Raw genomic sequence first — 18,021 nt, forward strand, 5'->3', positions numbered from 1 at the left:
AGGCCCGCACACGCGGCGTACGCTTCCCTTTGCGATAACCTGACGCCGGTCTCTCGACGTCGAGAGACCATCCTCGGCTCCAGTGCGCCGGTGTGCCTGGGGCACCTGGCGATTTGCTGGAGAAGGTAGAAATGACCCGCACCCCCGTCAACGTCACCATCACCGGAGCGGCCGGCCAGATCGGCTACGCGCTGCTCTTCCGCATCGCCTCGGGCCACCTGCTCGGTGCCGACGTGCCGGTGAACCTGCGCCTCCTGGAGATCCCGCAGGGCCTGAAGGCCGCCGAGGGCACCGCCATGGAGCTCGTCGACTGCGCCTTCCCGCTGCTGCGCGACATCACGATCACCGACAACCCGAACGAGGCCTTCGACGGCGCCAACGTCGCCCTGCTGGTCGGCGCCCGTCCGCGCACCGCGGGCATGGAGCGCGGCGACCTGCTGCAGGCCAACGGCGGCATCTTCGGCCCGCAGGGCAAGGCCATCAACGACCACGCCGCGGACGACATCAAGGTCCTCGTGGTCGGCAACCCGGCCAACACCAACGCCCTGATCGCCCAGCGCAACGCCCCGGACGTCCCGGCCGAGCGCTTCACCGCGATGACCCGTCTGGACCACAACCGCGCGGTCGGCCAGCTCTCCGCCAAGACCGGCGCCCTGGTCTCCGACATCAAGCGCGTCACCATCTGGGGCAACCACTCCGCCACCCAGTACCCGGACATCTTCCACGCCGAGGTCGCTGGCAAGCCGGCCTTCGAGGCCGTCGGCAGCGACCAGGCCTGGCTGGAGAAGGACTTCATCCCGACCGTCGCCAAGCGCGGCGCCGCCATCATCGAGGCCCGCGGCGCCTCCTCGGCCGCCTCGGCCGCCAACGCCGCCATCGACCACGTGTACACCTGGGTCAACGGCACCGCCGAGGGCAACTGGACCTCCATGGGTGTCGTCTCCGACGGCTCCTACAGCGTCCCGGCCGGCCTGATCTCGTCCTTCCCGGTCACCACCAAGGACGGCAGGTTCGAGATCGTCCAGGGCCTGGAGATCTCCGACTTCTCGCGCGCCCGCATCGACGCCTCGGTCAAGGAGCTGACCGAGGAGCGCGACGCGGTCCAGGAGCTCGGCCTCATCTGAGCCCTCTGAGCAGTCCGGCGGCCCGCCGTCCCCTCCCCGGGGGCGGCGGGCCGCCGCTGTCCACCGACCCGCCTACACTGGCGCGCTGTGAACGAAACCTTCGGGGACGCCGCGCTCGTCCTCGTCTTCATCCTGCTGGGCGGCCTGTTCAACGTCGCCGAGATCTCGCTGATCTCGCTGCGCGAAGGCCAGATCCGGACGCTGGAGGCGCGCGGCACCCGGCGGTCGGCCCGGGCCGCGCACCTGGCAGCCGACCCCAACCGCTTCCTCGCCGCCGTCCAGGTCGGCGTGACCTGCATGGGCTTCCTGTCCGCCGCCTTCGGCGCGGACACCCTGGCCGGCAAGGTCGCCCCGTTCTTCGTGAAGGCCGGGCTCACCGAGGGCGTCGCCGACGCGATCGCCCTGGTCGGCCTCACCCTGGTGATCAGCTACGTCTCCCTGGTGCTCGGCGAGCTCACCCCCAAGCGGATCGGCCTCCAGCGCGCCGAGTCCATCGCGGTGACCGCCGCGCCGGTGGTGGACGTCATGTCCGTCGTGCTGCGCCCGGTGATCTGGCTGCTCGGGCACTCCACCAACCTGATGGTCCGGCTGCTCGGCAGCGACCCGGCCGCCGGCCGCGGCTCGATGAGCTCCGAGGAGCTCCGCGGCCTGGTCGCCGCCAACACCGAACTCGGCAGCGACGAACGGGCCATGATCGCGGACGTGTTCTCCGCCGGGGAGCGACAGCTGCGCGAGGTGATGGTCCCGCGCACCGAGGTGACCTTCCTCGACGCCGAACGCCCGCTGCCCGCCGTCCGCCACCAGGCCGACACCTCGCCGCACTCGCGCTACCCGGTGGTCGAGGGCAGCGCCGACGCGGTGGTCGGCTTCGTCCACGTCCGCGACCTGTACGGCGCGCGCGGCGAACAGGCGGCCAAGGTCCGCGACCTGGCCCGCCCGGTCAAGCTGCTGCCCAGCACCAAGCTGGTGCTGGAGGCGATGGGCGAGATGCGCCGCGAGGGCCACCACCTGGCCATCGTGGTGGACGAGTACGGCGGCACCGCCGGCATCGTCACCCTGGAGGACCTGGTCGAGGAGGTCATCGGCGAGATCCGGGACGAGTACGACCGCCCGGAGACCGCCACCACCCGCCGGCTGGCCGGCGGCGGCATAGAGCTGGACGGTCTGCTGAACCTCGGTGACTTCACCGAGGAGACCGGCGTCACCCTGCCCGAGGGCCCGTACGAGACGGTGGCCGGCTGCCTGGTCGCCTCGCTCGGCCGGCTGCCCAGGGACGGCGACCAGGTGCGCGTGCCGGTCGGGGGCGGTGCCGGGGTGCTGCTGGCGGTGGCCAAGCTGGAGGGCCGGCGGGTCGCCCGGGTCAGGGTGAGTGCCGTCACACTGTCGGAACCTCCAGGGGCAGAGGTTTCCTGACCGGGCGGTGGAACTGGAACAATGGCCCGCATGGTCAACGCAGCGGTCACTGGTCCGGTCAAGGACCGTCCCCGGGTGCTCTCCGGGATCCAGCCCACCTCCGGCTCGTTCCACCTCGGCAACTACCTGGGCGCGGTGCGCCAGTGGGTCGACCTGCAGAAGGACAACGACGCCTTCTACATGGTGGTCGACCTGCACGCGATCACCGTGCCGCAGGACCCGAAGGTGCTGCGCGAGAACACCCGGATCTCGGCCGCCCAGCTGCTCGGCGCCGGCCTGGACCCGGACCACTGCACGCTGTTCATCCAGTCGCACGTGCCCGAACACGCGCAGCTCGCCTGGGTGATGAACTGCCTCACCGGCTTCGGCGAGGCCTCCCGGATGACCCAGTTCAAGGACAAGTCCGCCCGGCACGGCGCCGAGAGCGCCACGGTCGGCCTGTTCACCTATCCGGTCCTCATGGTCGCGGACGTCCTGCTCTACCAGGCGGACGCCGTCCCGGTCGGCGAGGACCAGCGCCAGCACCTGGAGCTCACCCGGGACCTCGCCGAGCGCTTCAACACCCGGTACAGCCCCACCTTCACGGTGCCGAAGCCGTACATCCTCCGGGAGACGGCGAAGATCCAGGACCTCCAGGACCCGGGCGCCAAGATGAGCAAGTCCGCTGCCTCGGACAAGGGTCTGGTCAACCTGCTGGACGCGCCGAAGGTCAGCGCCAAGAAGTTCAAGAGCGCCGTCACCGACACCGGCACCGTCGTCTCCTACGACGAGGACGAGAAGCCCGGCGTCTCCAACCTGCTGCGCATCCACTCCGCGCTCAGCGGCCAGTCGATCGACCAGCTGGTCGCGCACTTCGAGGGCAAGATGTACGGCGCCCTGAAGACCGAGCTGGCCGAGCTGTTCACCGAGTGGGTCACCCCCTTCCAGGAGCGCACCCGGATGTACCTGGACGACCCGGCCGAGCTGGACCGGGTGCTGGAGATCGGTGCGGAGAAGGCCCGCGCGGTGGCGTCGCAGACGCTGGAGTCGGTGTACGACCGGATGGGCTTCCTTCCGGCTGCCAAGCGGTGACTCCCTTCACAGCCCTGCCCGATGGTGAGGACCTCCCGGAGGTCCTCACCATCGGCGTGTCCGTGAGCGTTCCGGACCCGTACGGCACGGCGATCCAGGACGCCCGGGCCGGGCACGGCGATCCGCTGGCCCGGTCTATACCGACGCACGTCACGCTGCTGCCGCCGACCGAGGTGCCGGCCGACATGCTGCCGAAGATCGAGGAGCACTTGGCGGCCGTGGCGGCGGCGCGCCGGCCGTTCCGGATGCTGCTGCGCGGCAGCGGCACCTTCCGCCCGGTCTCCCCGGTGGTCTTCGTCCGGGTCGAGGAGGGCGCCCAGGAGTGCCGGCTGCTGGAGGCGGACATCCGCTCCGGCCCGCTGGCCCGCGAGCTGGCCTTCCCGTACCACCCGCACGTGACGGTGGCGCACGGCCTGCCGGACGACGTGCTGGACCAGGCGTACGAGCAGATGCGCGGCTTCCGGGCGTCGTTCCCGGTGCCGGGCTTCGGCCTCTCCCGGTTCGACGCGGACGAGGTGTGGCGGCCCTGGCGGAGCTACCACTTTTCCTGAACTACCTTTCCGCTCCGCCGAGTTCGAGCATCCGGTCGACCACCCGGCGGGCCGCGCCGCCGTCGTCCAGCGCGCAGTGGGCGGCCCGGAAGCGGCGGTAGCGCTCGGCGTACCCGGCGGGCAGCGCGGCGCCGCCGTCGGCGAGTTCGCGCAGCGCGCCGAGCAGCCCGGCCGAGCTGGGGACGAGCGGCCCGGGGGCCTCCGGCTCGAAGTCGAAGTAGAAGCCGCGCAGGGTGTCGCGGTAGTGCTCCAGGTCGTAGGTGAAGAAGTACACCGGGCGGCCGGTGATCGCGAAGTCGAACATGATCGACGAGTAGTCGGTCACCAGCACGTCCGCGACCAGCAGCAGCTCCTGCACGTCGGGGTAGTCGGCGCAGTCGTACAGGAAGCCGTCCCCGGCGCCCGGCAGCGGCTCGCGGACGTGCGCGTGCGGGCGGACCAGCAGGACGTGGTCCCGGCCGAGGGTGCGGCGGGCGTGGTCGAGGTCCAGCCGCAGGTCGAGCCGGAAGCCCTCGCCGTCGCCGCGCTGCTGGTCCTCCCGCCAGGTCGGCGCGTACAGCACGATCCGCTTGCCGTCGGGGATGCCGAGCCGGCGGCGGACGGCCGCGGCGGTGCGCTCGTCGGCCCTGGCCAGCAGGTCGTTGCGCGGGTAGCCGGTCTCCAGGATCTCGCCGTCGTAGCGGAACGCCCGCCGCAGGATCGGGGTGGCGAACGGGCTGGGGGAGACCAGCAGGCTCCAGTGCGGGGTCTCGCGGTCGAGCGCGTCCAGGTAGCCGTGGTCGGCCAGCCAGGGGTTGTCGACGTCGTGGGCGATGCGCTTCAGCAGCGAGCCGTGCCAGGTCTGCACGACCACCTGGCCGGGGCGGCGTTCCAGGAAGTCCGGGAAGTGGGTGTTGCCGACCAGGTAGCGGCAGGTGGCCAGCGCCCGGTACCACTCGGGGCTCCAGATGCGCACCGGGGTGACCCCGGGCGGCAGGTCGGCCTGGGCGTCGTCGACCACCCAGAGGTGCTCCAACGGCAGGTTGCGGCGGACGAGTTCGGCGTGCACCGCGCGCGGGGAGTCGGCGTAGCCGCGGCCGCCGAACACGTCGTACAGGACGGCCTCGCGCAGCGGCTCGCGCCGGGCGGCCGGGTAGGCGGCGGCGCGCTGGCGGGCCTGGGTCCAGGCGCTGCGCTCGGTGGCGGTGAGCACCGGCGTGGAGTCCACCAGTAGGGTGTCGTGCCAGCGGCGCTGGAGCAGGATCCGCTTGCCGCCGGTCTCGGTGGCGGCGGGCAACGTGGACAGCGTGCCGGGTGCGGCGAGCAACGGGCGGGCCGGGCCGGACCGGTCGGCCGGTTCCAGCACGGCCTCCCAGATGCCCTTGCGCAACGGCAGCGCGGTGCCGTCCGAGCCGGTGCGGGTGGCGGGCACCTGCACCCGGAACCGGCCGTCCGCGCCGGCCTCGACCGGGCGGCGGACCTCGCCGGCCGTACCGGTGTGCCGCAGGACCAGTTCCAGCCGTTCGGCGGCCGGATCCGGGCAGTGCCCCCCGAGCTCGAAGCCGCCGGCCCGGACGGCGATCCGGTCGATCAGGCCGGCCGCTGGCTGGACGCAGAGCTGGAGCCGGCCGTCGGCGAGGTGCTTGAGGTAGAGCGCCCGGTCCAGGGCGTCCGGCAGCGGGTGCTGGGCGGCCACCGGGCCGCTGCGCTCGTCCAGGACGAGCCGGTCGGTGCCGCCGTCGGGGCGCAGCAGCTCGGCGTCCCAGTGTTCGAGGTCGCCGGCGCCGTGCCCGTCCGCGGTGAACGGCCGGTACGGCAGGTGGACGGCGAAGGTGTTGCCCGTACGGGTGACGGGCCGCTCGATGACGGCGTCACTCTGCCGGTGGCGCAGTCGCAGCTGGGTGCCGGCGGGGCAGTGGTCGGCGGTGCCGCGCAGGTCGAGGCCGTCGCCGGCGGGGGAGGCGTCGGTGAGCCGGACGGCGGGGCGTTCGAGCAGCAGGCACAGCCGGCCGTCGCCGAAGTGCGGCTGGAGCCGGACGTCGCGGTCGACCCAGCGGGCCGGCGGGTACTCGCCCGAGCCGCACCAGTGCGGGGCGAGCGTGCCGTACTGGCGGCGCAGCCGGGTGGGGCGGGGGCGGGTGAAGAGGGTGGCCTCGATCTGCCAGTCGCCGAGCAGCCACTCGGTGCCGCGGCGCAGCCGGCCGGGCTCGATCAGGGCGGTGAAGCCGGACCAGTCGTGGTTGTACTCGGGCTGGGCGCTGTCGTCGGTGACCTCGGGCAGGCGCCGGGGTCTGGAGCGCACGTGGACGGGCGGCTGCGCGTCGTCGGGGTGGCGCAGGGTCAGCCAGGTCCAGGCGGAGCCGGGGCGGCCGGTGTCGAGGCCGTGCGGACGGGCGAAGCCGGTGAGTTCGAGGCCGCGGCCGGTCCAGCGGGCGCGGAGCAGGCCGAAGGCGGCGTCCTCGGTCACGGGGGTGGGCAGCTCGGTGGTCACACGGGGGTCGGCGTGCGGCAGGACGAGCCGTGTGAGCACTGGCATGCGGGTGGAGCCCTTCGGGGAACGGGGTTCCCGGTCCTTGGCGGTGGGCCGGGGAGGCCGCCGCACCGGTGGGGGCCGGAGCGCGGGCAGCCGAATTGACATCCCATACCGGGACGACACCCGGGGTCAACTGTACGGTTCGTCGAATTTCCTGAGAAATTCGCCGACGAAACGCCAGTTCGACTGCAATATGGGCGTAAAGGGACGGCCGCTCTCAGGTAACTCCCAGAAAAGCCGAGACGCCCGACGCGGATATGTGTCGGGCGTCTCGGACCGGTCGCGGGAGTTACTCCTTGCGGAGCATGGCGTCCACCACGCGGGCGGCGGCCTTGCCGTCGTCCAGGTCGCAGTACGTCTCACGGAACGCGGCGGCCTTGTCGGAGTACTCGGCCGCGAGCTCGTCCACCCGGCCCAGCGCGGCGACCAACTCGTCGGAGGTGGCCAGCAGCGGGCCGGGGGCCTCCGACTCGAAGTTCAGGCTGAATCCGCGCAGGTTGTCGCGGTAGTGCTCCAGGTCGTGGGTGAAGAACAGCATCGGCTTGCCGGTCGCGGCGAAGTCGAAGACCGTCGCCGCGTAGTCGGTGACCAGCACATCGGCGATCAGCAGCAGCTCCGCCATGTCGGGGTAGCTGCCGACGTCCCAGATGTAGCCGTTGCCGGCGCCCGGGATCTGACCGCACATCATGCTGTGCCGGCGCACCAGCAGCACCTGGTCGTCGCCGAGCGCGGCCTGAGCCGCCGCCAGGTCGAGCCGCAGGTCGATCTGGTAGCCGCCGTTGGGGCGGCGCCGGTCCTCGCGCCAGGTCGGCGCGTAGAGCACGACCTTCTTGCCCTCGGGCAGGCCGAGCCGTTCCCGGACCTGCTCGGCGGTCTTCTCCCGGTCCGCGGCGAACAGCAGGTCGTTGCGGGGCGAACCGCTCTCCAGGATCTCGCCCTTGTAGTCGAACGCGCGCTTGAGCACCGGGGCCGACCAGCTGTTGCCGGCGACCAGCAGGTTCCAGTTCGGGACCTCCTGGGCGAGGCCCTTCAGGTAGTTGGAGTCGGTGAACCAGACCTTCTCGAAGTCCAGGCCGATCTGCTTCAGCGGGGTGCCCTGCCAGGTCTGCACGACCACTTGGCCGGGGCGGCGGACGAAGAAGTCGGGCAGGTGCGTGCTGGTGACGATGTACTTGGCGGTCGCCAGCGCCTCGAACCACTCCGGGCTCCACAGCCGGACCGCCTGCGCGGTCTGCGGCAGGTCGGCCTGCAGGTCGTCGCTGCCCCACAGGTGCTCCAGCGGCAGGCCGCGGCGGACCAGCTCCTCGTGGATCGCCCGCGGCGAGTCCGCGTACAGGCCGCCGAGGCCGACGTTGTACAGCACGGTGTCGCGCACCGGGTGCCGGCGCGCGGCCGGGTAGTCGACGGTCCGCAGCTGGCGCTGGCGGTAGCCGCTGCGCTCCTCCGGCAGCAGGGCCGAGTGCGACTCCAGCGACAGGCCGTCGTGGTGGCGGCGCTCCAGCACCATCCGCTTCCCGCGGGACTCCACCTCCAGCGGCAGCGCGCCGAAGCAGTCCGGCGAGATCAGCGCGTACGAGGTCGCGACCTCGTCGACCGGCGCGCCGACCGGGCGGAAGAAGACGTTCCAGGTGCCCTGGGCGAGCGGCACCCGACCGGCGAAGGAGGCGGTCGGCACGGCCGGCATCGCGGTGCGGAACCGGCCGTCGGCGATCTCCACCGGGTAGACGTGCTCCTCCTCGCGCCAGTTGTGCCGGACCACCAGCTCCCAGCGGTGGGAGCCGGACAGCGGGAAGGAACCGCTCAGCAGGAAGCCGTCGGCGCCGCGCGAGGCGACCTCGTCCACCACCGGCTGGAGCAGCTGGTCGGAGAACTGCAGGTAGCCGCCGGGGGAGGGCTTGGAGTAGAGCGCGCGGCGGCGGTCGGCCGTGGGGTCCTCGCCCAGCGCGACGTGCAGCTGCTCGGGGGCGTTGCGGTCGTCCCAGGCCACCGGCACGGTGCTGCCGTCGGCGAGCACCAGGACGGTGTCCCAGCGGTCGCGGGCGCGCTCGGTGGCCACCGGGTCGAGCTCGGCCCAGGCCTCGCGGACGGCGGTCAGCTCCGCCGCCGGGAAGGAGACGCTGAACGGCTGGAGCGTGCCGACCGGCGCGCCCAGCTCCAGCGGGTAGTGCAGCTCGCGGTCGGACTCGACGTGGGTGAGCCGCAGGCGGGCCCCGGCGAAGCTGGCGCCGGAGCGGGCCGCACCCGAGACCTCCACCTGGCCGGCGTGCGCGGCCAGGCCGGTCACCCGGGCCCGGACCGTCTCCACCCGCAGGTAGACGAAGTTGTCCCGGACCCAGGGCACGATCCGCACGTCCGGCTCGACCCAGTGCGCCGGGAGGTACTGCGCGGTGTCGCTCCAGCCGGCCGAGATCCGGCCCTTGTAGACGCCGCCCTTGCCCGCGCCGGCCACCAGGACGCGCCAGTTGCCGTCCTTCCACTGGCCGCGGTGCTTGAGCTTCTGCGGGTCGAGGGCGACGGTGAAGCCCGCCCAGTCGCAGTTGTACAGGTCGTGGTTGCAGCTGGCGGTGGCCTCGGGGCTGTACTGGGTCTTCATCGGCACGGCGATGACCCGGCGGCCCTTGGCCTCGCGGAGCACCAGCGTGCGGACCATGTCGTGCTTGCCGGCCGCGCCCAGCTGCTCCGGGTACGCGTGCCCGGTCAGCTGGAGCCGGCCGCCCACCCAGGCCGTCTCGTACAGCCGGCTGCGCATGACCAGCGAGTTGTCCAGCTTGAGCACCCCGGCCGGCACGCTCTTGCGGCCGCCGCGCAGGAACGGGTAGTCGGCGTACGGGCGCAGCACGCCGCGGGCCTGGACGCCGCCGTTGCTCTCGCCCTCGTACTTGATCTGCTCGACGAACTCGTCGATGCGGCCCGCCAGGGTCAGGTGGTACTTCAGCCGCAGCGGCGCGCGCAGCTTGCGGACCTGCTCGGGGCCGATCGACCGGAGCAGCCGGCTGACGTGCTTGACGTAGGCGTCCCGGTACTCCTTGTCGCCGTCCACGACGGACCAGAAGAACATCGGGATCTCCTCGACGAGGGTGTTCTCGTCGTAGGAGCGCAGGTACTGGGCGAAGCGCGGGTCGGTCTGCTTCTTCAGCCAGCCGCGGACCAGCTCGACCGAGGCGACGCGGTCGATCAGGCCCTTCGGGTTGGTGCGCATCTGCGTGATCGACATCTCGCCGACCTCGCGCTCGCGCCAGTGGTAGATCGGCTCGGAGAGCACGTCCACGCTCTTCGCGAGGTAGTGGTGCGGCACGCTGACCGGCGCGTCCTCGTACAGGATGCCCTCGGGGTAGAGGATGTCGGCCGCGTCGAAGAAGGAGCGGCGGTACACCTTGTTCCACGCCGTGCGGTCGGTGACCAGCGCGGGGATCTCGGTGATGTGGGTCTTGAGCCGGGTCTCCTTGAACGGCTTCACGTGCCCGCCGGACTGGTAGTAGCCCACCGCACGGAAGCGCAGCACGTTGCCGGTGCAGAAGTCCGAGCCGGTCTCGTCCAGCGTGTTGATCATCAACTCGTACGCGCTCGGCGGCATCGAGTCGTCGCTGTCGACGAAGCACAGGAACTCGGCGTCCGGGTCGATGTGCCGGATGCCGGTGTTGCGGGCGGCGCCGAGGCCCTTGTTGACCTGGCGGACCAGCCGGAACCGGGCGTCCTTGGCGGCGTACGCCTCGGCGAGCGCCGCGCTGCCGTCCTTCGAACCGTCGTCGACCATGACGCACTCGAAGTCCGTGAAGGTCTGGGCGGCGATCGAGTCGAGGCACTCGACGAGGTAGCGCTCGACGTTGTAGATCGGAACGACGATGGAGAGGCGGGGAGCCATCGGCTACGCAGGCCTTTCTCGGGAATCAGCGTGGCAGCCCGGTTGGGGTCTGGCCGCACTTTGAATCGGTGCGTACGTGCGCCCCGATCCTACCGGCCCGGCCCTCGGCCTCCCCCGGGCCCACTACGCTGGGCCCCGTGCCCCGCTTCAGCGTGATCGTCCCCGTGTACCTGGTCCAGGACTACCTCGCCGAGTGCCTCGACTCGGTGCTCGGCCAGGGTGGCCCCGACCTCGAACTGATCGCGGTGGACGACCGCTCCCCGGACGGCTGCGGCGCGCTGCTCGACCAGGCGGCCGCTGCCGACCCCCGCGTCCGGGTGTTGCATCTCACGGAGAACGTCGGCCTCGGCCGCGCCCGCAACGCCGGTCTGGAGGTCGCCACCGGCGAGTACGTGATCTTCCTCGACAGTGACGACACGCTCACGCCGGGCCTGCTGAAGGCCGTCGACGACCGGCTCACCGTCACCGGCGACCCGGACATCCTGGTCTACGACTACGCCCGCACCTACGTCGACGGCCGGATCACCCGGGCCGCCTCCGCCCACGTCTTCGGCGCCGCCTCCCCGGACGCCTTCGACCTCGCCGCCCGCCCCGACCTGCTCGACCTGCTCCAGGTCGTCTGGAACAAGGCCTACCGCCGCGGCTTCATCGCCGAGCAGAAGCTGGTCTTCCCGGCCGGCTACTACGAGGACACCCCCTGGACGTACCCGGCGCTGCTGGCCGCCACGAGCATCACCCTGCTCGACCGGGTCGGCGTGCACTACCGCCAGCGCCAGGAGGGCGGCAACATCCTGGCCACCGCCAGCCGCAAGCACTTCGACGTCTTCGCCCAGTACGACCTCGTCTTCGCCTTCCTCGACCGCCGCCCCGGCCTCGACCACTGGCGCCCGGTGGTCTACGACCGGATGCTGCACCACCTCAACACCGTGGTCTCCAAGCCCGGCCGGGTCCCGCCCGGCGACCGCCGCGAGTACTTCCGCCGCGCCGCCGAGCACTGCGCCCGGCTGCGCCCGGCCGGCTACCGCCCGCCCGCCGGGGTCGACGGGGTACGCACCGAACTGCTCAGCCACGGCCGCTACGGCGCCTACCAGGCCGTCCGCGCCCTCGCCCGGGCCCGCCGGCTGGTGAAGCGCTGAGCACCGGCGCTCGTCCGGACGGCGTACGTCGAGCCTGACGGCCATTCAGGGGAATGACCGGTATAACCGGTCGGGTGGACTTCCTGACCCGCCTTCCGGTCGTCGGCCCGCTGGTCGCCCGGGTGCTGCGCAGCCGCCCGTACCGGGTGTACGAGTACTTCACCGCCGCCCGCGGCAACCGGCTGGCCGGCGCGGTCACCTTCTTCGGCTTCCTCGCGCTGTTCCCGCTGCTCACCGTGGCCCTGGCGATCGCCGCCGCCACCCTCAGCGACAGCCGCGTGGCCGACCTGCAGAAGCGCATCTCCCACCAGCTGCCGGGCATCTCCGATGCGCTCAACCTGCCCTCCCTGGTGGCCAACGCGGGCGCCGTCGGGCTGGTCAGCGGGGCGCTGCTGCTGGTCTCCGGCCTCGGCTGGGTGGACACCATGCGCACCTCGATCCGGGACGTCTGGCAGGTGCCCGACGGCGACGGAAACCTGGTCCTGCGCAAGGTCCGGGACTGCGTGGTGCTCGGCGGCCTCGGCCTGGTCTCGATGATCTCCCTGGGCGCCTCCGCCGTCGGGACGACCCTGGCCGGGCGGATCGCCGACGCGATCGGCCTCACCAACGGCTACCTGCTCACCGGGGTCGGCCTGCTCATAGCGGTGGCCTGCGACACCCTGCTCTTCGCCTACCTGCTGGCGCCGTTCCCCGGGATCGGCGGCCAGCGCCGGCGCGACGTGCTGCAGGGCGCGCTGATCGGCGCGGTCGGCTTCGAGCTGCTGAAGATCCTGCTCGCCTCCTACCTCGGCTCGGTCGCCGGGAAGAGCGTGTACGGCGCCTTCGGCGTGCCGGTGGCCCTGCTGCTGTGGATCAACTTCGTCTGCCGGCTGCTGATGTACTGCGTCGCCTGGACGGCCCTGGCCGACCCGGCCGCCGCCCGCGAGCGGACCCGCGAGCACGGGCGGGCGCTGCTGGCGGCGGCGGACGAGATGGAAGAGGCCCGACCTCACACGTGAGGCCGGGCCGGGTAGGGCGATCCTCAGCCGTTCGAGGGCTAGGCCGGTCGGCGCCGCAGCACCACCAGGGCCCACGCGCCCACCACGGCCCCGACCGCGACGACCGCGAGCCAGCCGGCGACGCCGATCCCGTCGTCCCCGTCACCCGATGCAGTCGATGCGGCCGATGCCGCCGGGGCGGACGGCGACGCGTGCGGTGGCGCGGGCAGTCCGGAGGCCTCGCCCGCCTGGCCGGTCGGCTCGGCGGCTCCGGCCGGCAGCTCGTCCACCAGCCGGCCCACCGGCTGGACCTTGCCGGCCGCCGAGAAGCCCCAGTCCAGCAGTTCGGCCGTCTCGTCGTAGACCCTCTGGTACGACGCGGGGTGCATCACCGTCACCAGCAGCGTGCGGCCGTTCCGCTCGGCGGCGCCCACGAAGGTCGAGCCGGCGTTGGTGGTGGTGCCGTTCTTCACGCCGATCAGGCCGGGGTACTTGCCCAGCAGCCGGTCGGTGTTGGCGATCCCGAAGCTGCCGCGCTGGCCGGTGTTCCGGTCCACCGCGCCCGGGAACATCGCGGACCGGGTCGCGCAGTACATCCGGAAGTCGGGGTTGCGCAGCCCGGCCCGGGCGAACAGCGTCAGGTCGTAGGCCGAGGAGACCTGGCCGTCCATGTCGTAGCCGTCCGGGGAGACCACCTTGGTGTCCCGCGCCTGGAGGGCGTCCGCGCGCGCCTGCATCTCGGTGACGGTCTGCCGGATGCCGCCGTTCATGTGCGCGAGGACGTGCACGGCGTCGTTGCCCGAGCTGAGGAACACCCCGCGCCACAGGTCCTCGACCCGGTACTCCAGGTTCTCCTTGATCCCCACCAGGCTGCTGCCGGCGCCGATCCCGAGGATCTCCTCGTCCGCCACCTTGTGCACCGCGTTGCGGTCGAACTTGGGCAGCACGGTGTCCGCGAAGAGGATCTTCAGCGTGCTGGCCGGAGCCAGCCGCAGATGCGGGTTGTTGGCCGCCAGCACCTCCCCCGACGCGGCGTCGGAGACTATCCAGGACTGTCCGGTCAGATCCCTCGGCAGCGCCGGCGCCCCGGCCAGCGGCGAGACCTGGACCCCGGACCGGCCGAGCCGGTCGCCGCCGATCGCGGTCGGCGGAGCCGGCTCACCCGGGGCCGCGACCGCCCCCGGGGCGGCGAGCAGCACCGGAAGGACCGCGGTGGCGGCGGCGAACAGGTGCGCGAGCTTTCGACAGCGTGAAGTCACCCGCAGACCGTACCCACTCCGGGCCCCCGCCGTCCGCCACGCCGGGCCGGTCCTCCGAAGGAGGGGCCCGCCGTACGCCGATCGGCGGCCACCGCATACTGGGGGAGCAGCACACCGCCTTCACACCGCCGCCGAGGACCCCCATGAAGCTCAGCCGCCGCACGTCCTGGTTCCTGACCGCCTTTGGCGTCTGGTCGGTCATCATCTGGACCACCTTCGTCAAGAACCTGTGGAAGGACTCCGGCGGCCAGGCCTTCACCAACGGCGACCACTCCCAGCCCACCGCGTTCTTCTGGATCCACCTGCTGCTCGCCATCACCTCCTTCCTCCTCGGCATCGCCGTCGGCACCATCGGCATCCGCGGCCTCCGCGCCACCCGCCGGGCCCCGGCCGCCGACTGAAGATCCCCGTTGCCCGTATCTCGGCGTGCTGCGCTGACGGCATGACGAAGGCCCCCGTCCGGTCGGACGGGGGCCTTCGCCGTGTCAGGCGGGGATCAGAAGCGGCGGGTGACCAGCGCCCGCTTCACTTCCTGGATCGCCTTGGTGACCTCGATGCCACGCGGGCAGGCCTCGGAGCAGTTGAAGGTGGTGCGGCAACGCCACACGCCCTCACGGTCGTTGAGGATCTCCAGGCGCTGCTCGGCACCCTCGTCGCGCGAGTCGAAGATGAAGCGGTGCGCGTTGACGATGGCGGCCGGGCCGAAGTACTGGCCGTCGTTCCAGAACACCGGGCAGGACGACGTGCACGCGGCGCACAGGATGCACTTGGTGGTGTCGTCGAAGCGCTCGCGGTCCTCGGCGGACTGCAGGCGCTCGCGGGTCGGGTCGTTCCCCTTGGTGATGAGGAACGGCATGACGTCCTTGTACGCCTGGAAGAACGGGTCCATGTCCACGACCAGGTCCTTGAGGACCGTGAGGCCCTTGATGGCCTCGATCGTGATCGGCTTCTCCGGGTTGACGTCCTTGATCAGGGTCTTGCACGCCAGCCGGTTGCGGCCGTTGATCCGCATGGCGTCGGAGCCGCAGATGCCGTGCGCGCAGGAACGGCGGTAGGTGAGGGTGCCGTCCTGCTCCCACTTGATCTTGTTGAGCGCGTCGAGGACGCGCTCCTTCGGGTCCATCGTCAGCTGGTAGTCGACCCACACCGGGTCCGGGTGCTCCTCCGGGTTGAACCGGCGGATCCGGAAGGTGACGGTGATCAGCTGGACGCCACCGCTCTCAGCCGCGTCCAGAGCGGCCGAGTGCTTCTCCACGGTCGGAGTGCTCATCAGTACTTACGCTCCATCGGCTGGTAGCGGGTCGTGACGACCGGCTTGTAGTCGAGGCGGATGGAGGTGGTGCCGTCCTCGGCAACCTCCTGGTACGCCATGGTGTGCTGCATGAACTTCACGTCGTCACGGGTCGGGAAGTCCTCGCGGTAGTGGCCGCCGCGCGACTCCTCGCGGGCGAGCGCGGAGACGGCCAGCACCTCGGCCAGGTCGAGCAGGTTGCCCAGCTCGACGGCCTCCAGCAGGTCCGTGTTGTACCGGAAGCCCTTGTCCTGGATGGAGACGTTCTTGTAGCGCTCCTTCAGCGCGGCGATGTCCTCGACCGCCTGCTTCAGGGTGGCGCCGGTGCGGTAGACCATGGCGTTGGCGTCCATGGTCTCCTGCAGCTCCTTGCGGATCTGCGCCACGGACTCCTCGCCGGTGGCCTCGCGCAGGCCGTCGACCAGGGCCTGGACCTTCTCGGCCGGGTTCTCGGGCAGCTCGGTGTAGTCCACCGTCTGCGCGTAGTCGGCGGCGGCGATACCGGCCCGCTTGCCGAACACGTTGATGTCCAGCAGCGAGTTGGTGCCGAGGCGGTTGGCGCCGTGCACGGACACGCAGGCGACCTCGCCGGCCGCGTACAGGCCCGGGACGATGTCGGTGTTGTTGCGCAGCACCTCACCCTCGACGTTGGTCGGGATGCCGCCCATGGCGTAGTGCGCGGTGGGCTGGATCGGGATCGGGTCCGTGTAGGGCTCGATGCCGAGGTAGGTGCGCGCGAACTCGGTGATGTCCGGGAGCTTGGCGTCCAGCTGCTCCGGCGGCAGGTGGGTGAGGTCCAGGTAGACGTGGTCGCCGTCCGGACCGCAGCCGCGGCCTTCGCGGATCTCGGTGTAGATCGCGCGGGAGCAGACGTCACGGGACGCGAGGTCCTTCATGACGGGGGCGTAGCGCTCCATGAAGCGCTCGCCGTCCTTGTTGCGCAGGATGCCGCCCTCGCCGCGGGCGCCCTCGGTGAGCAGGATGCCCATGCGCCAGATGCCGGTCGGGTGGAACTGGAAGAACTCCATGTCCTCCAGCGGCAGGCCGCGGCGGTAGACCAGGGCCTGGCCGTCACCGGTGAGGGTGTGGGCGTTGGAGGAGACCTTGAAGAACTTGCCGGTGCCGCCGGAGGCGAACACGACCGACTTGGCCTGGAAGACGTGGATCTCGCCGGTGGCCAGCTCGTAGGCGACGACGCCGGCCGTCTTGCCCTCGTTGATCAGCAGGTCGAGGACGTAGAACTCGTTGAAGAACTCGACGCCGTGCTTGACGCAGTTCTGGAACAGCGTCTGGAGGATCATGTGGCCGGTGCGGTCGGCCGCGTAGCAGCTGCGGCGGACCGGGGCCTCGCCGTGGTTGCGGGAGTGGCCGCCGAAGCGGCGCTGGTCGATCCGGCCCTGCTCGGTGCGGGAGAAGGGCAGGCCCATCTTCTCCAGGTCGAGGACGGCGTCGATGGCCTCCTTGCACATGATCTCGGCGGCGTCCTGGTCGACCAGGTAGTCACCACCCTTGACCGTGTCGAAGGTGTGCCACTCCCAGTTGTCCTCCTCGACGTTGGCGAGGGCGGCGCACATGCCGCCCTGGGCCGCGCCGGTGTGGGACCGGGTGGGGTAGAGCTTGGTCAGGACGGCGGTGCGGCTGCGCTGCGTCGACTCGATGGCCGCGCGCATGCCGGCGCCGCCGGCGCCGACGATGACGGTGTCGTACTGGTGAATCTGCATGGGGGGTTAACTCGCCTCTGGCCTCTGCCGATGTCCGATGATGCTCGCGGCTCAGATGTTGGGGTCGAAGGTGAAGATCACCAGGGTGCCGAGCAGCACGGTGAAGACCGTGGCGGTACCCATGAGCCCCTTGAGCCAGAGCCGGGTCGAGTCCTTGTCGGCGTAGTCGTTGATGACCTGCCGCATGCCGTTGGCGCCGTGCAGCATGGCGAGCCAGAGCATCAGGAGGTCCCAGCCCTGCCAGAACGGGGAGGCCCAGCGGCCGGCCACGAAGGCGAAGCCGATCTTGGAGACGCCGCCGTCGAGCACCAGCATGATCAGCAGGTGACCGAGGATCAGCACGACCAGGACGATGCCGGACAGGCGCATGAAGAGCCAGGCCAGCATCTCGAAGTTGGTGCGGGTACGGCGCGGGGTCTTCGCGGTCCGCTGGCGCGGCGGTTCGATGACGAACTCGTCGGCCGGGTTGCCGGTGCCGAGACCCTTGCCGGTGTGCGCCTGGGCGGAGGGGACCACCAGGGCGTCGGAGATTTCCGTGGACATCAGTCAGCTCACTTCCCGAACCAGTCGACCAGCGTGTGCTGCAGGATCGGGTAGAAGGCGCCGGCCATCAGGACGACCCAGACTCCGACCACCGTCCAGAGCATCTGCTTCTGGTACTTCGGGCCCTTGGACCAGAAGTCCACGGCGACGACCCGCAGGCCGTTGAGGGCGTGGAACAGGATGGCGGCCACCAGGCCGTACTCCATCAGGTTCACGAGGGGAGTCTTGTACGTCTGGATGACGGTGTCGTAGGACTCCGGCGACACTCGCACCAGGGCGGTGTCCAGGACGTGGGCGAACAGGAAGAAGAAGATGAGGACGCCGGTGACTCGATGAGCCACCCAGCTCCACATACCTTCCCGGCCGCGGTACAGCGTTCCAGCCGGCACGGAAAAACCCTCCGGAAGCGATTGGGGGCTCGGCCGGCTTCGGTGTCGGTCAGCCCGGCCGGGTACGGTCCACCGGCCGCGAGCATCCTATCGACGCCTCCTCGGTAACCGCCTCCGGGGGTCTCAGGTGTGATCAATCAGGCACGACTGGCCTAGTCGGGCGGGAACCAAG

The 18,021-nt window shown here is 71.3% G+C and carries 14 protein-coding genes; 7 read left to right on the forward strand and 7 right to left on the reverse strand.

Going from position 1 to position 18,021, the window contains the following annotated elements:
- Positions 1–131: 131 nt before the first annotated feature.
- From KV557_RS05195 to KV557_RS05210, 4 genes are all read left to right on the forward strand, one after another.
- The gene (locus KV557_RS05195; RefSeq protein WP_218198508.1) at positions 132–1,124 is read left to right on the forward strand and encodes a malate dehydrogenase; all 993 of its coding nucleotides are present in this window, start codon (positions 132–134) and stop codon (positions 1,122–1,124) included.
- Positions 1,125–1,211: 87 nt separating this feature from the next.
- Positions 1,212–2,537 carry a hemolysin family protein gene (locus tag KV557_RS44380; protein WP_218198509.1) on the forward strand — a complete coding sequence of 442 codons (1,326 nt, stop codon included), beginning with the start codon at positions 1,212–1,214 and terminating at the stop codon, positions 2,535–2,537.
- Between the two features lie 30 nt (positions 2,538–2,567).
- Positions 2,568–3,608, forward strand: a complete 1,041-nt coding sequence (trpS, locus tag KV557_RS05205; RefSeq protein ID WP_218198510.1) for a tryptophan--tRNA ligase — start codon at positions 2,568–2,570, stop codon at positions 3,606–3,608.
- Positions 3,605–4,159 carry a 2'-5' RNA ligase family protein gene (locus KV557_RS05210; protein ID WP_308129769.1) on the forward strand — a complete coding sequence of 185 codons (555 nt, stop codon included), beginning with the start codon at positions 3,605–3,607 and terminating at the stop codon, positions 4,157–4,159. Before trpS ends, KV557_RS05210 begins: the two co-directional genes overlap by 4 nt.
- A 1-nt stretch (position 4,160) precedes the next feature.
- On the opposite strand, the gene KV557_RS05215 is transcribed toward KV557_RS05210, so the two are convergent.
- Together KV557_RS05215 and KV557_RS44005 are read right to left on the reverse strand one after the other, a co-directional pair.
- Positions 4,161–6,674, reverse strand: a complete 2,514-nt coding sequence (locus KV557_RS05215) for a CDP-glycerol glycerophosphotransferase family protein (protein ID WP_218198511.1) — start codon at positions 6,672–6,674, stop codon at positions 4,161–4,163.
- A gap of 286 nt (positions 6,675–6,960) precedes the next feature.
- On the reverse strand, positions 6,961–10,533 hold the full coding sequence (locus KV557_RS44005) for a bifunctional glycosyltransferase/CDP-glycerol:glycerophosphate glycerophosphotransferase (protein ID WP_218198512.1): 3,573 nt from the start codon (positions 10,531–10,533) through the stop codon (positions 6,961–6,963).
- 137 nt (positions 10,534–10,670) lie between these two features.
- Between KV557_RS44005 and KV557_RS05225 the strand changes: the two genes are divergently transcribed.
- Together KV557_RS05225 and KV557_RS05230 are read left to right on the forward strand one after the other, a co-directional pair.
- A complete protein-coding gene (locus KV557_RS05225) occupies positions 10,671–11,669 on the forward strand; it encodes a glycosyltransferase family 2 protein (RefSeq protein WP_218198513.1) in 999 nt (332 codons plus the stop codon).
- Positions 11,670–11,743: 74 nt separating this feature from the next.
- Positions 11,744–12,667 (forward strand): YihY/virulence factor BrkB family protein, encoded by a 924-nt coding sequence (locus KV557_RS05230; protein WP_218198514.1) that lies wholly within the window; start codon positions 11,744–11,746, stop codon positions 12,665–12,667.
- 38 nt (positions 12,668–12,705) lie between these two features.
- On the opposite strand, the gene KV557_RS05235 is transcribed toward KV557_RS05230, so the two are convergent.
- Positions 12,706–13,905 (reverse strand): D-alanyl-D-alanine carboxypeptidase family protein, encoded by a 1,200-nt coding sequence (locus KV557_RS05235; protein WP_218198515.1) that lies wholly within the window; start codon positions 13,903–13,905, stop codon positions 12,706–12,708.
- 143 nt (positions 13,906–14,048) lie between these two features.
- Between KV557_RS05235 and KV557_RS05240 the strand changes: the two genes are divergently transcribed.
- Positions 14,049–14,306 (forward strand): SCO4848 family membrane protein, encoded by a 258-nt coding sequence (locus KV557_RS05240; RefSeq protein WP_218198516.1) that lies wholly within the window; start codon positions 14,049–14,051, stop codon positions 14,304–14,306.
- Positions 14,307–14,401: 95 nt separating this feature from the next.
- On the opposite strand, the gene KV557_RS05245 is transcribed toward KV557_RS05240, so the two are convergent.
- Genes KV557_RS05245 through sdhC form a run of 4 tightly spaced genes read right to left on the reverse strand, consistent with a single transcriptional unit; the run spans position 14,402 to position 17,849 of the window.
- On the reverse strand, positions 14,402–15,175 hold the full coding sequence (locus KV557_RS05245) for a succinate dehydrogenase iron-sulfur subunit (RefSeq protein WP_218198517.1): 774 nt from the start codon (positions 15,173–15,175) through the stop codon (positions 14,402–14,404).
- A complete protein-coding gene (sdhA, locus tag KV557_RS05250) occupies positions 15,175–16,917 on the reverse strand; it encodes a succinate dehydrogenase flavoprotein subunit (protein WP_218198518.1) in 1,743 nt (580 codons plus the stop codon). Before sdhA ends, KV557_RS05245 begins: the two co-directional genes overlap by 1 nt.
- A gap of 51 nt (positions 16,918–16,968) precedes the next feature.
- Entirely contained in the window at positions 16,969–17,460 is a 492-nt protein-coding gene (locus tag KV557_RS05255) for a succinate dehydrogenase hydrophobic membrane anchor subunit (RefSeq protein ID WP_218198519.1), read from the reverse strand.
- Between the two features lie 8 nt (positions 17,461–17,468).
- Positions 17,469–17,849, reverse strand: a complete 381-nt coding sequence (sdhC, locus tag KV557_RS05260; protein WP_218198520.1) for a succinate dehydrogenase, cytochrome b556 subunit — start codon at positions 17,847–17,849, stop codon at positions 17,469–17,471.
- Between the last annotated feature and the right edge of the window lie 172 nt (positions 17,850–18,021).

The sequence above is a fragment of the Kitasatospora aureofaciens genome (assembly GCF_019192735.1).
GTDB classification, from domain to species: Bacteria; Actinomycetota; Actinomycetes; order Streptomycetales; family Streptomycetaceae; genus Kitasatospora; species Kitasatospora aureofaciens_A.